This window comes from Pseudorhizobium banfieldiae, from assembly GCF_000967425.1.
GTDB classification, from domain to species: Bacteria; Pseudomonadota; Alphaproteobacteria; order Rhizobiales; family Rhizobiaceae; genus Neorhizobium; species Neorhizobium banfieldiae.
Map to the genome: position 1 here is coordinate 4,192,405 of NZ_FO082820.1, position 14,281 is coordinate 4,206,685.

General features: G+C 63.2%; 15 protein-coding genes. 3 read left to right on the forward strand and 12 right to left on the reverse strand.

Going from position 1 to position 14,281, the window contains the following annotated elements:
* Positions 1–12: 12 nt before the first annotated feature.
* Both NT26_RS20195 and NT26_RS20200 read right to left on the reverse strand, forming a co-directional pair.
* Positions 13–1,266: an aminopeptidase gene (locus NT26_RS20195; protein ID WP_052641492.1), complete on the reverse strand. Its 1,254-nt coding sequence runs from the start codon at positions 1,264–1,266 to the stop codon at positions 13–15.
* Between the two features lie 99 nt (positions 1,267–1,365).
* Entirely contained in the window at positions 1,366–1,710 is a 345-nt protein-coding gene (locus NT26_RS20200; RefSeq protein WP_052641494.1) for an ArsC family reductase, read from the reverse strand.
* Positions 1,711–1,875: 165 nt separating this feature from the next.
* Here NT26_RS20200 and NT26_RS23035 point away from each other — a divergent pair, with 165 nt between their 5' ends.
* From NT26_RS23035 to NT26_RS20210, 3 genes are all read left to right on the forward strand, one after another.
* The gene (locus NT26_RS23035; protein WP_172974113.1) at positions 1,876–2,040 is read left to right on the forward strand and encodes a hypothetical protein; all 165 of its coding nucleotides are present in this window, start codon (positions 1,876–1,878) and stop codon (positions 2,038–2,040) included.
* Positions 2,041–2,132: 92 nt separating this feature from the next.
* Positions 2,133–3,575 (forward strand): methyl-accepting chemotaxis protein, encoded by a 1,443-nt coding sequence (locus NT26_RS20205; RefSeq protein WP_052641496.1) that lies wholly within the window; start codon positions 2,133–2,135, stop codon positions 3,573–3,575.
* A 68-nt stretch (positions 3,576–3,643) separates the two neighbouring features.
* Positions 3,644–4,210, forward strand: coding sequence for a methylated-DNA--[protein]-cysteine S-methyltransferase (locus NT26_RS20210; protein WP_052641498.1), 567 nt, complete (start codon positions 3,644–3,646; stop codon positions 4,208–4,210).
* A 4-nt stretch (positions 4,211–4,214) separates the two neighbouring features.
* Here NT26_RS20210 and NT26_RS20215 read toward each other — a convergent pair whose 3' ends face one another.
* The 10 genes from NT26_RS20215 to NT26_RS20260 form a co-directional block, all read right to left on the reverse strand.
* Positions 4,215–4,520, reverse strand: coding sequence for a hypothetical protein (locus tag NT26_RS20215; RefSeq protein ID WP_052641501.1), 306 nt, complete (start codon positions 4,518–4,520; stop codon positions 4,215–4,217).
* Between the two features lie 17 nt (positions 4,521–4,537).
* Positions 4,538–6,115 (reverse strand): glutamine-hydrolyzing GMP synthase, encoded by a 1,578-nt coding sequence (guaA, locus tag NT26_RS20220; protein ID WP_052641502.1) that lies wholly within the window; start codon positions 6,113–6,115, stop codon positions 4,538–4,540.
* 40 nt (positions 6,116–6,155) lie between these two features.
* Positions 6,156–6,794 carry a 5'-methylthioadenosine/S-adenosylhomocysteine nucleosidase gene (locus tag NT26_RS20225; RefSeq protein WP_052641504.1) on the reverse strand — a complete coding sequence of 213 codons (639 nt, stop codon included), beginning with the start codon at positions 6,792–6,794 and terminating at the stop codon, positions 6,156–6,158.
* A complete protein-coding gene (locus NT26_RS20230) occupies positions 6,791–7,234 on the reverse strand; it encodes a PaaI family thioesterase (RefSeq protein ID WP_052641506.1) in 444 nt (147 codons plus the stop codon). The genes NT26_RS20225 and NT26_RS20230 overlap by 4 nt, the downstream gene beginning before the upstream one ends.
* Before the next feature lie 70 nt (positions 7,235–7,304).
* Positions 7,305–7,757 (reverse strand): TspO/MBR family protein, encoded by a 453-nt coding sequence (locus tag NT26_RS20235; RefSeq protein ID WP_052642424.1) that lies wholly within the window; start codon positions 7,755–7,757, stop codon positions 7,305–7,307.
* Positions 7,758–7,798: 41 nt separating this feature from the next.
* Positions 7,799–8,884, reverse strand: coding sequence for a DUF1513 domain-containing protein (locus NT26_RS20240; protein ID WP_052641508.1), 1,086 nt, complete (start codon positions 8,882–8,884; stop codon positions 7,799–7,801).
* 2 nt (positions 8,885–8,886) lie between these two features.
* Positions 8,887–9,993, reverse strand: a complete 1,107-nt coding sequence (locus tag NT26_RS20245; protein WP_052641510.1) for an imelysin family protein — start codon at positions 9,991–9,993, stop codon at positions 8,887–8,889.
* Positions 9,993–11,531: a di-heme oxidoreductase family protein gene (locus tag NT26_RS20250; protein ID WP_052641512.1), complete on the reverse strand. Its 1,539-nt coding sequence runs from the start codon at positions 11,529–11,531 to the stop codon at positions 9,993–9,995. The genes NT26_RS20245 and NT26_RS20250 overlap by 1 nt, the downstream gene beginning before the upstream one ends.
* Before the next feature lie 42 nt (positions 11,532–11,573).
* Positions 11,574–12,851 (reverse strand): imelysin family protein, encoded by a 1,278-nt coding sequence (locus NT26_RS20255; RefSeq protein ID WP_052641514.1) that lies wholly within the window; start codon positions 12,849–12,851, stop codon positions 11,574–11,576.
* Positions 12,852–12,971: 120 nt separating this feature from the next.
* Positions 12,972–14,270: an RsmB/NOP family class I SAM-dependent RNA methyltransferase gene (locus NT26_RS20260; RefSeq protein ID WP_052641516.1), complete on the reverse strand. Its 1,299-nt coding sequence runs from the start codon at positions 14,268–14,270 to the stop codon at positions 12,972–12,974.
* Positions 14,271–14,281 lie beyond the last annotated feature (11 nt).

Here is a 14,281-nt window from a genome sequence, read left to right on the forward strand (position 1 = left end):
GCAAACCGACGCTCAGGCCCACTCACCCTTGCGCATCACCGGCACGCGCGCGCCGTCGGCCTTGATGCCGTCGATGTCGATCTTGTCCGAGCCGATCATCCAGTCGATGTGGATGAGGCTCGAATTGCCGCCTTGTGCCGCGATCTGCTCCTGACTGAGCGTGGCGCCGTCAAGGAAGCACTTCGAATAGCACTGGCCGAGCGCGATGTGGCAGGACGCATTCTCGTCGAAGAGCGTGTTGTAGAAGAGGATGCCGCTCGCCGAGATTGGCGAGGAGTGCGGCACCAGCGCCACTTCGCCAAGACGCCTGGCACCTTCATCGGTGTCGAGCACCTTGTTCAACACTTCCTCGCCCCTCGAAGCCTTGGCTTCGACTATACGCCCGCCCTCGAACCTGACCTGGATGTTGTCGATCAGCGTGCCCTGGTGGGATAGCGGCTTCGTCGAGGATACATGGCCCTCGACCTTCAGGGCGTGCGGGGTGGTAAAGACCTCCTCGGTCGGGATGTTCGGGTTGCAGGTCACGCCGTTCCTGGCCACCGATGCGCCGCCATGCCATTCGTGACCGTCGGCGAGCCCCACGGTCAGGTCGGTGCCGGGACCGGTGAAGTGGAGGGCGGAGAAGCGTTCGCCGTTCAACCAGCCCGAGCGCTTCTTCAGATTGGCGTTGTGCTCCGCCCAAGCGGTGATCGGATCGGCGACATCGACGCGCGATGCGGCGAAGATCGCCTCGGCAAGCCTTCTCACCGCCTCCTCCTCGGGCACGCCCGGGAAGACGATCTTCGCCCAAGAGGGGTTGGGATAGGAGACGATGTTCCAGTTGATGTCGAAGTTCGAGATCTTCTCGAGTGCCGGCTTGTAGGCCATCGAATTGGCCTTGTTTGCCCGTGCAACCTTGGCGGGATCCTGGCTGGCAAGCAGCAGCGGGTTGTCGCCGGCGATGGCGAGCCGCGCGGCGCCATTGGCATAGGCCTTCGCCATGCCTTCGTAGAGCCAGCCGGAGGCCTTGTCGAAGCTTGCATCCGGGGCGTGGGCGTAGCGGGCGAGCGTCGTCTCCTCATCCGAATAGAAGGTTGTCACGAGACCGGCGCCGGTCAAATAAGCATGCTTGGTGATGAGCCGCACCAGCGGCAGAGCGGCGAGCGGGGCCGTCATGACGAGATCCTGGTCGCGCTGCAATTGCAGGCCGACCTTGACGGCCACCTCCGCCAGCTTTTCGAGCCTGACCGGGTCGACGCTGCTGCTGATCTCGGAATGAATGTTCATCGGCTCACTATCCTGTCTTCGGGAGGTCGCCCACAGATAGGGCCTGCGAAGCGAAATTTGAAGCCACTTCGTCTCTCGGCAGCCCTCAAGGCGGAGTAGTCAGATCTGCGCCTCGTAGACCTCCGGCTTGAAGCCGACGATGATCTTGCCGTCGATCTCCAGCACCGGCCGCTTGATCATTGATGGTTGCTCCAGCATCAGGGCAATTGCCTTGTCCCGGTCCAGGGCGGCCTTCGCCGCCTCGTCCAGCTTGCGGAACGTCGTGCCGGCGCGGTTCAGCACCGTCTCCCAGCCGACCGCATCGATCCAATGCTCCAGCTTGCCGCGATCGATGCCTTCTGCCTTGTAGTCATGAAACCGGTAGGCGACGTTCTTGCCGTCGAGCCAGTTACGGGCCTTCTTCATCGTGTCGCAGTTCTTGATGCCGTAAATGGTGATGCTCAAGACGATATCTCCAGTGAAGAAGAAGCGATAGCAAGCCCCCCGGTGGAGGCGCAAGCTTGCCGGTTCGCCTAAAGCCATGCTCCGCCTGCATGGCTCAGATGCTCTCTTGTGCGTTGCACAATTGCGGTGATGGCCCCACATTCTGGGCAACATAAGGAGCACATCATGTTGAACCAACGCAAGAAAGTCCCGGGCGGCTTCCTCGGTCGCGCCTTCGCTGTCTTCGGTGCGGCTGTCAATGCATCGAACGCCGTCGAGAACCATCGCAGGCCGGCCAAGCGTGACCTGGCTATCCTCGGCATTGATCCGAAAGCCTTTGACCAGCTCTGATGAGCAGTTGGCGCCAGCCGCTCATCAATTAGGCATCTACACGCTTTGTTAATCCTGCCGCGCGATTATCTCCCGATATCCGGGAGGTGACGGTGGGTGCTATTGCGCAGATTCTTGATGAGAATGAACCGCCCGCCGAGGCGGTCGTCGATGCTGACCAGCTTCAGGCCGTCGTAGCAAGACTGGCGCTCGAAGCCTCCGACCTCGGGCTCCATCTCGTCGATATTGCCGGCACAATCCAGGACACGGCGGCCCAATCGTCGGAACATGCAAGTCTGCTTTCGCGCCTGACGCAGGCCGCCGAGGCGATTGCCGAGGCGAATGCAGATATTGCCCGGTCTCTTGGGGAAACTGACAAGCTGGCTGCCAGCGCCCGGAAGGTACTCGGCGAACAGGCGCAGCAGCTGACCGGCTCGGTCGTCGCTATAGATCACATGGTCACGGCCTCCCAGGAAATCGGCCAGGAAATCAAATCCTTTTCCACTGCCCTTGCCGATGTCGGCCGGTTGGCCGATGCGATCGGTACCATTGCGCGGCAGACCAATCTTCTTGCGCTGAACGCGGCGATCGAAGCGGCCAGGGCCGGCGACGCCGGCAAGGGCTTCGCCGTCGTTGCCGCCGAGGTTCGGGCGCTTTCCCTGCAGACCTCCCAAACCACGGCGTCCATCCAGTCCACCCTCGAGCAGCTGGGGGCTCGTATCGATGCGCTCGTTGCGGCGGGGGATCAGGCGCGTGTCTCTGCCGAGGGCGTGAAGTCCACGGCCACGGAAGTACAGGGCTCCTTCAAGGGCGTCGAGGACGTCATGTCCCAGATCCTCGACAGTGCCTCCTCGCTGGCGGGAACGACCGAGGCCGTCGACCGGCAATGCAACGAATTCGCGGGCTCGATCGCGGCGGCCGCAGCGGCTATCCTGAAGTCGAACGACAAGCTGCAGGATACGTCAGGCCGGGTGGGCGAGGTGGTCGCAATTTCCGAGCGCATCATCCAGGCGACGGCGAGCGCGGGTACGGAAACGCCCGATACACCCTATATCCGAGCAGCCATGTCCGTGGCCGCCGAGGTCTCGGCGGCCTTCGAGGCAGCCGTCCGCTCTGGTCGCATCGATATGGCAGCGCTCTTCGACCGACAGTACCAGCCGATCCGCGGGTCGGAACCGGTGCAGTATATGACGCGCTTCACCGAACTGACTGACGCTATCCTGCCGCCAATACAGGAGAAAGCCGCAGCGAGCGACGATCGCGTGGCATTCTGCGCTTGTGTCGATGAAAACGGTTACCTGCCGACTCACAATCGCAAGTTTTCCCATTCGCAGCGTCCCGGTGACGTGGAGTGGAACACGGCGAACTGCCGCAACCGCCGTATGTTCAACGACCGAGTCGGCCTTGCTGCTGGCCGCAACACCGAGCCCTTCCTGCTGCAGACCTATCGTCGCGACATGGGCGGCGGCCAGTTCGTGCTGATGAAGGATATTTCGGCACCCATCTTCGTCAATGGACGCCACTGGGGCGGCTTGAGGCTGGCAATCCGGGTGTAGGACGAAGTCCAGGCGAGAAGCGGGTTGAATTTCGGCGAAAACAGGACGATCCTCTGGAGGAACGGAGGATGAACATCGTGCCCTGCCATCGTTATCATGTCTTCGAAACATCGGCGGGCTTTTGCGCGATCGCCTGGAGCGAGGCCGGGATCAGCCGCTTGCAGCTGCCGATGGCAAGTGCCGACGTAGTGGAGCGGATGATCCTGCGCCGCCTGCCCCAAGGGGCGCCGGACATTCCATCGGCCGAGATCAAGGCTGTCATCGAAGCCGCCCGCCGTTACTTCGCTGGTTCACCCGTCGAGTTTTCCGCGCTGCGCCTCGATCTGGCCGAACAGGATGCCTTCTTCCGCGAGATCTATTTTGCTCTTCGAAGGGTCGGCTGGGGTGAGACCACCAGCTACGGCGCCCTGGCGAAGGCAATCGGAGCGGGGCCGGAGGCGGCGCGAAGGGCCGGTCAGGCGATGGCGAACAATCCGATTCCCCTGATCATTCCATGCCATCGCGTGCTGGCTGCCGGTGGCAGGCTTGGTGGCTTTTCGGCTCCCGGCGGCTCCGACACGAAGATGCGCATGCTGGAACTGGAGGGGGTACGGCTCGGCGCCAGGGATTCATCCCAACAGGCCTTCGCCTTCTAGTGGCTTAGATGCGGGTGATCGGAAGGGCGCGGATGACGATTTCGTCCTGATCGAAGCGCCGCTCCAGATCCGCGCGGAAATGTGCCCACCACTCGCGCTCGATCGCATCCACCATGACCTCGGCCGTAACGATGGCATCCTTTTCCACGCCATCGTCACTGAGCCAGAGGCCTTCAGCCGGAGCACTGCGATGAAAGGTGATCCCCCCGAACTTGCGGGTCAGTTCATCGCGAACGGAAGCGAAGAGTTCGGGCGGGAATGGCGAGGTAGATGCGTCGGTCGTCGGCAGCAGGATCTGGACGAGATGCATGTTGTCTCTACGCCGGCCTATTCCCACTCGATCGTGCCGGGCGGCTTCGACGTTACGTCGTAGACCACTCGGTTGATGCCGCGCACCTCGTTGATGATGCGGGTGGCGGTGCGGCCGAGGAAGTTCATGTCGTAGGGGTAGAAATCCGCTGTCATGCCATCGACCGAGGTGACGGCGCGCAGGGCGCAGACGAAATCATAGGTGCGGTAGTCGCCCATGACACCGACTGTCTGGACCGGAAGCAGCACGGCGAAGGCCTGCCAGATCGTGTCGTAGAGGCCGGCCTTACGAATCTCATCGAGATAGATGGCATCCGCCTTTCGCAGGATGTCGAGCTTTTCGCGCGTCACGGCGCCGGGGCAGCGGATCGCGAGGCCCGGGCCCGGGAAGGGATGGCGGCCGATGAACGAATCCGGCAATCCGAGTTCGCGGCCCAGCGCGCGAACCTCGTCCTTGAAGAGCTCGCGCAGCGGCTCGACGAGTTGCATGTTCATCCGCTCGGGGAGGCCGCCGACATTGTGGTGGCTCTTGATGGTGACGGAGGGGCCGCCGGAGAAGGAGACGCTTTCGATCACGTCCGGATAGAGCGTGCCCTGTGCCAGGAATTTCGGGGCACCCTTGCCGTCCTCGGCGATCTTCGTCGCTTCGGCGTCGAAGACCTCTATGAACAGGCGGCCGATCGTCTTCCGCTTGACTTCCGGGTCGGTGACGCCGGCGAGCTCCGTCAGGAAGAGGTCGGATGCGTCCACATGGACGAGCGGGATGTTGTAATGGTCGCGGAACATGCCGACCACCTGCTCGCTCTCGCCCTGGCGCATCAGGCCGTGGTCAACATAGATGCAGGTCAGCTGGTCGCCGATCGCCTCGTGGATCAGCACCGCCGCAACGGATGAATCGACGCCGCCGGAAAGGCCGCAGATGACCCGCTCGGAGCCGACCTGCTCCTTGATCTTGCGGATCATCTCGGCGCGATAGGCAGCCATGGTCCAGTCTGACTTCAGGCCGACGATCTTGTGCACGAAGTTGGACAGCAGCTTTGCGCCGTCCGGCGTATGCACCACTTCCGGGTGGAACATGGTGGTGTAGTAGCGGCGGCTCTCGTCGGCGGCGATGGCGAAGGGCGCATTCTCCGACGTCGCGATGACTTCAAAACCCTCGGGGAGTTTGGTGACCCGGTCACCGTGGCTCATCCAGACGGGATAGCGTCCGCCGACTTCCCAGAAGCCCTCGAACAGCGGGCTTGCTGCCTTCACCTCGAGATCGGCACGGCCGAACTCCGCCGCATGGCCGCCCTCGACGACGCCGCCGAGCTGGGTGCAGAGCGTCTGCTGACCGTAGCAGATGCCGAGGATCGGGACTCCGGAGTCGAAGACCGCCTGTGGCGCCCGCGGGCTGCCTTCCGCCGTCACCGAGGCCGGACCGCCGGAGAAGATCACGCCCTTCGGCTGCATCTTCTCGAAGGCCGTAGCGGCGTTCTGGAACGGGTGGATCTCGCAATAGACCCCGGCCTCGCGGATGCGGCGCGCAATCAACTGCGTCACCTGGCTGCCGAAATCGATGATGAGGATGCTGTCGGGATGGGCGATCTGGGTCATGGCGAGCCTTTAGAGAAACTTTGGCGTCGGCGCAACTGCGTCAGGGGTTCAATTCGCCGCTCTCCAGGGCATCGAGAAGGCGATCGACGGCGACGGCGAGCTTCTCGTCGATCACATGCAGGTATTCCGTCCAGTCCCCGACATGCCTGAGATCCTCCTTGCCGTCGGAGATGCCGCGAAGGCCGATCAGCGGAAGACCGAACCGGTGGCAGCTTCGCAGCAGGGCGAAGGTTTCCATGTCCACCATGTCCGCTTCGATCCCGTCATAGGCAGGACCCGAAATGATGCTGCCTCCGGTGGAGAGCGCGGCCGTGGGAATGCCAGGGATACGGTGAGGGAGTTCGATCGTTGCGGGGTGATCGAGAAACGGTGTCCTGCCCTTCTCGAAGCCCAGCGGCGAAGCATCCATGTCGCGGTAGGCAACGGAGGCGACCTGATAGATGCCTGTCTGCTCCAGGCTACGCGAACCGGCAGATCCAAGGGAGACAACCAGATCGGGGCGGTCACCCGATGCTTCCAGCCGCGTGAGGGCATGAGTCAAGACGACGGCTGCCTCGACCGGACCGACGCCCGTCATCAGTGGAACGATCCGCTGGCGCAGATGCTCGCCATACTCCGCGTCCACCGCCATCACGAACAGCAAGGCCTTGCCGCTCGCCCGGGTCAGGTGAACTTTCATCCGACGATGTCCTCCCGACCGCGCACCACCATCATCGTTGCCGTCATCGATGCGATCAGTTTCGCCGGTCCGTCGCTGATCGCATAGGCACGGCCGTCCGCGACGATGATGGTCGAGCCGGGCTTGGTGATCTCACCGTGGAAGAGGAAGCGTTCGCCGCGACCGGGCGACATGAGATTGACCTTGAACTCGATCGTCAGCAGCGAAGCGTCCACCGGGATCACGGAGAAGGCTGCATAGGTGCATGCCGTGTCGAGGGCAGTGGAGACGATGCCGCCGTGCAGGAGGCCGTGTTGTTGCGTCAGCTTAGGGTCGAACGGCAACTCGATCTCGACCATCGCCTGCTCGATGCGGGTAAGCGTGGCACCTATCGTCTCCATCGCCGGCTGGCGACCGAAGCTCTGCCTGATCCGCTCGCGGAAATCGTCGGTGTCATCCATCTCGTACCCTCTTCGCGAATGCGAAATTGGCATGCCGTCGACTGCCAAGCAAGCAGGAGCAGGTTTCCGGTCAGTTCAGGACGGCGATGGAGAGATTGAGCAGCGTCGCAAAGGTGACCCAGGCCGCATAGGGCACGAAGAGCCAGGCGGAGACCCGGTCGGCGTTCCAACTGAGGCGGATGAAGGCAAGGATGGCGACGAGGAGCGGGATGACCACGACCAGACCGAGGATCGGGCTCTGGTAGCCGAAGAAGGCAGGTGACCAGAGAAAGTTCAGGATCATCTGCATGAACCAGACCTGCATGCGTCCCGAGGCTGGTGCCTGAAGCCAGGTGCGCGCTCCGCCAATCGCGATCAACACGTAGAGCGTGGTCCAGACCGGGCCGAAGATCCATGGCGGTGGCTGGAAGAACGGCTTCTCCAGTGACTGGTACCACTCGCCGGGCATGTTGCTGACGCCGCTGAGGGCGCCGAGCCCGACAATGACGGCGATGAACAGGATGTAGGTGAGCGCTTTCTTCATGGGCGGGAACATAGGTCACAGGTCGCGTTGCGCCAGTCCTCTCACGCGAGCCGCACGATGTGCTGGTCCCAGGCGACCGGGCTACGGCTGTCGTTGAAACTGCCGCGATAGGAGGAGACTGCAAAACCTGTGTTTGACGGTGCGATGCCTGCGGCGTCGACGATCGCCTGCTCCCGCACGACTTCGCCGGTCCTCGCATCGAGGCTGATTGCCAGGCCACCCTTCGGTGAGGTCAGCCCGACGATGCCATCGCGCCGGTTGACGGCGATCGCTCCCACGTAATTGGCAAGGCCGTCGGTCACGTGCGCCGGTAGTGGTGTGAATGTCAGATCCTCCCCCCGTCCAAGGTGCCCGACAAGCGGCGGCCAGGCATTGCGCGGACCCTCCCATTGGCAGGCAAACCAGATCCGCCCGTGGTCTCCCAGAGCGATGTGGCGGGTGGACAATTGATGCAGCGCCGGCGGCAGCGCATGCTTCTGGATGAGCCGGCCGTCGCTCGCCCCAAGCAGCACCAGCGACGGCTCCATGTGGTCGAGATTGAGCTTCGTTCGGCCGAAATCCGGATGGGTCTGAATGCCGCCATTGGCGATCACCAGCATTGTACCGTCGTCCGAGACGGTCATGTCATGGGTGCCGATGCCGTGCGCGTCGAACTCGCCGATACGGAGGAAGCCGTCTGCCGCATCATAGATGCCGATCATGCCGCGATTGCCGTAGAAGTCGTTCTCGCTGGCATAGAGCAGGCGCCCGTCCGGAGAAAAGGCGCCATGGCCATAGTAGTGGCGCCCCTCGGGCGCGGACAGGACGATGGGTTCCATCCTGCCGAAAGGATCGGTCACCAGGGCGAAGGTCCCGGGCCTGCGGGCAAAGGCAACCAGCCGACGGGTTGTCGGGCTGAAGGCCATGCCGTGGGAGCGGGCGGGGAGGAGGGTGCGGTCGATGATCTCCCCGCGTTCGGAGACGGTCGCGAGGCCGAAGGAGCCATCCGGCGCACGAAAGCCTGAGGCATAGACGGCATCGCTTCGTTCGAGCGCCATCAGCGAGTGCGGTCCAAGCGCTGCCGCAAAACCGACGCCGGCGGCTCTCAGAAAACTGCGGCGGTCGATGAGGTCGCTCCGCCAGGCCATCCTCAGTCTCCGTCCGAGAAAGAGAAGCCGGACGTCAGGCCGATCGCGCCGCCATACTGGTCGTTCAGCCGGTCGATCAGGTCGCGGCCGTTCACCAGCAGGAAATCGAGCTTCTGCCGCCCCGCAGTGTCGGCGACGGCGGCTTCGATGTCGGGATTCATCTCCTCGACCACCCCCATTATCGACTTGAGGACGAAATCGATGGAGCCGACGATGGAATGCTGGTCGGAAGGAAGCAGGTCGACAAGTTCAGATACCCGGATGAGGTCCCGCAGGCCCTCCAGGTTGCCTGCCACCATCGTCCAGGTGTTCTGTGAGCGCCAGAAGATCGCCTGCTTCGGAAAAGCCGACTTGTCCTCGCCTCGGTAGAAGGTCTCGATCCGCTGGTCTCGCACCATCTCGGCACCATGGACCAGAATGCCGAGCAGTGCCGTCATCGCCTCCTGTTCCGTCCGGAACAGGGGATTGTCTGGCCCTGGGTTCTGCCAGTGGTGCTGGATACCGTCCGCTGCATCCCACTTCGCCACCAGCTCGGAAGCGATCTGCTTAATGTTCTGCGCCACCGCACGGCCATAGCGGCAGCGGAAATTTCCCTCAGGGCCGCTCAGGCTTTCGGAACCCGTGCCGGCGAGCACGAACTCCAGGGCGCCGAAGCCCTGCATGGCGACGCTCTTGCCTTTCAGGCTCGCGACCTCCGTCGCCGCCTCGTCCGGCTTCGCCAGCAGCGCCTGAACCTGCTTCAGGCCGGTGCTCTTGCGGTCCGGATAGAAGAGGATGCGCTCAAGGCGGTTTTCCTCGATGGCGGGGCCGGTCCGGACGATCTCGATCCTCGCCCAGCTTCGGGCAGCCTTCGCAAAACCATTTTTCGCGGCAGCAAGTGAAGCCGGCGAAGGCGCGCTGCAGAGCGATGCCATACCTTCGGCGAGATCACCCGCTGCAAGCTGGAAGCCACGGTAGCCCTCCCGGATGAAGCCGTCGACGGCCTTTTCAACGACCTGCCGGATGGCTTCCGGTTCCGGAAAAGTGGGACTGATGGCCTCTTCCTGCGCCACGGCCACGGATGCGAACGCGAGAGCTCCCAGGGCGGCGGTGGAAAGGGCTTTCAGCATCAAAGCGACTCCAGGAAGGCAAGCAGCGCAGTGCGATCGTCCTTGTTGAGGGAGGCAAAGGCATCGCGGGCAGCCTCGGCCTCGCCACCATGCCAGAGGATCGCCTCGGTGAGATTGCGGGCCCGGCCGTCATGGAGGAAGAACGTGTGCTCATTGACCGTTTCCGTCAAGCCGATGCCCCAGAGCGGCTGCGTGCGCCATTCCCGCCCATCGGCGATCCCGACCTGCTGCCCGTCCGCCAGGCCTTCGCCCATGTCGTGCAGCAGGAAGTCGGAATAGGGCCAGATCAGTTGGAAGGCATGCGCCTTGTTCTCCGCGTCGCGGCGGGTCACGAACTTCGGAGTGTGGCAGGAGACGCAGCCCGATCGGTAGAACAGTTCCTTGCCCTTGAGAACCTTGGTATCTCCCGGTTCACGACGGGCGGGGACAGCGAGGTTCTCGGAGTAGAAGGTTACGAGTTCCAGAACCGGATCGGGCGCCTCCGTATCACCCAGCCGCTCCTGCACGCCCGACGCCCGCGCAAAGCAGTCGGTCTGGGCGCTCGTGCAGTCGCCGTGATGAAACGGAGCATCCGGATTGGAGATGCCGAGATCGCCGACGAAGGCGGAAGCGGACTGGTCGCGGACAGAAGCGTTCTGCCCCTTGAATCCGAAACGCCCGAGCTTCAGTTCCCGTGTATGATGGTCGCGGACCAGGGAAGGCTTGCCGGAGATGCCGTCGCCGTCCTCATCATCCGGATCTGCATTAGCGAGGATATCGGCCTCGTGGATCGCCTGGATCAGGCCCATGCCGATCATCGGCGGAGCAATCCGCGGCGACAGGGTCACGTCCGGGTCCAGCGGACCGTAGTTCAGGTCCTTCACCGAATAGGTCGGCTTGCGTAGCGACACGACCTCGCCTTCCGCAAGCGCCACCTGGACCTCCTCATAGGAGATCGCCATGGACCCTTCGGACTTCAGCCCGGGGACGGCAAGGTCCTGCAACTGCTTGCCGTAAGTTAGGTCGGGGAAGTTCAGCGCCTCGTGGCGGGCAATGAGCGTCTTCTCCTCTTCCGTTCGGGCCGGGCGGGCGAGCCGGAGGAACATGGAGGTTGCGTCGGCCGCACCTTCAGGAGGATGCCCACGGCCGTCCTTCAGGTGGCAGCTCTGGCAAGCCCGGGCGTTGAACAGCGGACCTAGCCCATCTGAGGCCTGGGTCGAAGAGGGCGAGGAAACCCACAGCTTGCGAAAGAGCGCGTTGCCGAGCTTGAATTCCTCCTCCTCCGCGAAGGTGAGATTGGCCGAGAAATGGGAGAATGCATCCCCGTTGACGATCGCCTTGGTGGTCGCCGCACCGCCCTGCATGGTCTCGAAGTTCTCGGCCTTGGAGAAATCTTCGGTGACGCGTGTCACGCTGGCGACGCGCTTCCTGTCCTTTGGCGAGAGATCGGTGCGTTCATTCGGAAAGCGCGTGTCTTCAGAAACCGCCACCAGCGGAGTCAGAAGGAGAGCGCTCGACAGGATCGGCAACAGAAAAAGGTTGGCTTTGAGCGCTCTCATCGGTGGTACATGCCGTCCGGGCGGGACGGCCTTCCTCGTGTCTTATTGGAAAACGGCGTCAGGATTATCAAGGCTGTCGGAGCCTTCAAGCGCGATCGCGCCGAGGTCCAGCGACGCAATGACGCGTTCGATCGAGCGGGTTTGATCAATCAGTCCGTCGATCGCCGCCTGGACGATGGCGTTGCCCTCCGCATTGCCCTCGCCGATCATCTGGTCATAGGCTTCGCCACCTTCTGCCCGTTCGGCCATGGCGTTCATGGCGGCAAGCGTCGTGTCGAGCTTTGCCTTCACTTCCGCATCGAGCGCCGCATCCTTGGCAGCAACCAGGTCCGACAGCGATGGACCGGTCATCTTCGTGCCGTCGGCACGGGTGTACTCGCCTGTGTATGCCGAAGCGATGCCGATGGCATCGTTGAGATGTGAGGCATGCGTGTTGTCGGAGAAGCAGTCATGCTCTTCTTCGGGGTCGTGGAGCAGCAGCCCGAGCTTCATGCGCTCGCCGGCAAGTTCCCCGTAGGACAGCGAGCCCATGCCGGTCAGCATGGCGCGGATGCCGGCCTGCGGATCGGCGGTCACGGCCTTGGCAGCCTCACCTTCCGGCGCCCAGGCGGCAACCATCTCCTCCAGGTCGGAGATCAGCAGTTCCGATGCGGCCTTCAGATAGGCTGCGCGCCGGTCGCAATTGCCGTTGGTGCAATTGGCTGTGTCGAAATCCGTGTGCGACCGGTTGCCGGCGCCGGCATCGGTGCCGTTCAGGTCTTGGCCCCAAAGCAGGAATTCGATCGCATGGTAGCCGGTCGCGACATTGGCTTCGATCTCGCCGGCCTCATGCAGGCTGCGAAGCAGCTCAGGCGTGATGCTGCTGGCGTCGATTTCCTCGCCGTTCACGCTGAGCTTCGGGTTGGCAACCACGTTGGCGACATAGAGGGCATTGCTGTCGCTTTCGGTGCCGTAGGAAGCATCGACGTAATCGATCAGACCCTCGTCGAGCGGCCAAGCATTCACCTTGCCTTCCCACTCGTCCACGATCGGATTGCCGAAGCGGTAGACTTCGCTTTGCTGGTAGGGAACCCGTGCAGCAATCCAGGCCTCGCGTGCGGCCTTCAACGTTTCCTCGCTCGGCTGCGCGATCAGTGCGTCGATGGCCGCATCAAGCGCCTTGGCCGTCATCAAGGAGTCTTCGAACTTGGCGTGCGCCATCTCGGCATAATGCTGCACGACAGCAGCCGGCTCCGTCGCAGCGGCAGCCGACGCCACCGGGAAGGCCGCTGAGGCGGCCAGAAGCGCGAAGGTCGCGCTGAAGAATGTCTTGCGAATCATGGTCCCTCCTTTGGCAGCCTCTTCCCTCGGCTGCGCCGGACGTGCATGGCGCAAATGAAAACTGGTGTCAAATGATCTAGTTTAGAACGGTTTGAAATGCTGTCTTTCCCTTGACGGCTGTCAATCCGCGGAGGGCTGCCGGCGCATCCGGCAGAAGAAGAAACCATCCGTGCCGGTGCTGGCCGGGGTCAGCGTCAACATCTTTCCGTCGCGGCTGCGGGGACGCGGTGTGTCGCCACCGAACAGGCCGTTCCAGTTCTGCAAGACGGGTTCGGGAGAAAATTCGGGGTGTGTCTCGCGGAAGCGCTCGATCTGACTATCATTCTCTTCTGGCAGGACCGAGCAGGTGACGTATACGAGGCTACCACCAGGCTTGACGAAGGCAGCCGCCTCGCCAAGCGCTTCCTGCTGTTGCGCAACGCGTTCCTCGAGATTGCGCGGCGTCAGCCGCCATTTCGTATCCGGGCGCCGGCGCCAGGTGCCCGTGCCGGTGCAGGGCGCATCCACCAGTACCACATCCAGCTTCTCCCTGAACTGATCGAGCTGGCGAGCATCGTCATGAACCTGGACATTGCGGGTGCCGGCGCGGCGAAGCCGCTCGATGATAGGCGCCAACCGCTTGCGGTCGGCATCATAGGCGTGGACCTGGCCCTTGTTGTTCATCGCCGCTGCCATGGCCAGCGTCTTGCCGCCGCCGCCGGCGCAGAAATCGAGCACCTGGGCGTGCTCGGGCGGCTGAACCAGCTCGGAGACGATCTGGGACCCCTCATCCTGCACCTCAAACCAGCCCTTCTGGAACGAAAGTTCGGCGGTGACGTTCGGCAGCCGCGACGCTCCTTCTCCGGCGGCTATCCTGATCCCGTTGCGGGCAATCGGCGCCTGGATGGCTCCGGAGCGGTCGAGCGCCTTCACGACCTTGTCGCGTGATGCCCTCAGCGTGTTGGCGCGCAGATCAAGGGTCGGACGTTCCGCCAGTGCCCTGGCCTCCGCCAGCCAGTCTTCGCCGAATGCGGCTTCGAAGGCCGGCTGGGTCCAGCCCGGGATGTCGCCCTGCACATGCAGGGGTGCATCGTCGAGATTACGGGAGGAAAGGGCCGCGAGATTCGCCTCGGTGAGGGGCTGCGGAGCGAAGCGGTCATCGGCGAACTCGGCGGAAAGGGCTTCAGGCGTCAACCCCCACTGCCGGATGAGGACCGCATAGGCGAGGGCCGCCGGCCCATCGTCGTCCATCACGAACGCATGCGACAGGCGCATGCGCAGCGCGTCGTAGACAATATTGCCGATTGCGGCACGATCGCCGGAACCGGCGAAACGATGAGCCAGGCCCCAGTCCTTCAACGCATCCGCGACAGGGCGCCTTCTGTCTTCGATGTCCCTCAGCACATCGATGGCTCCGCTGAGCCGTCCGCCCAATCGCATGTCAGTCTCCG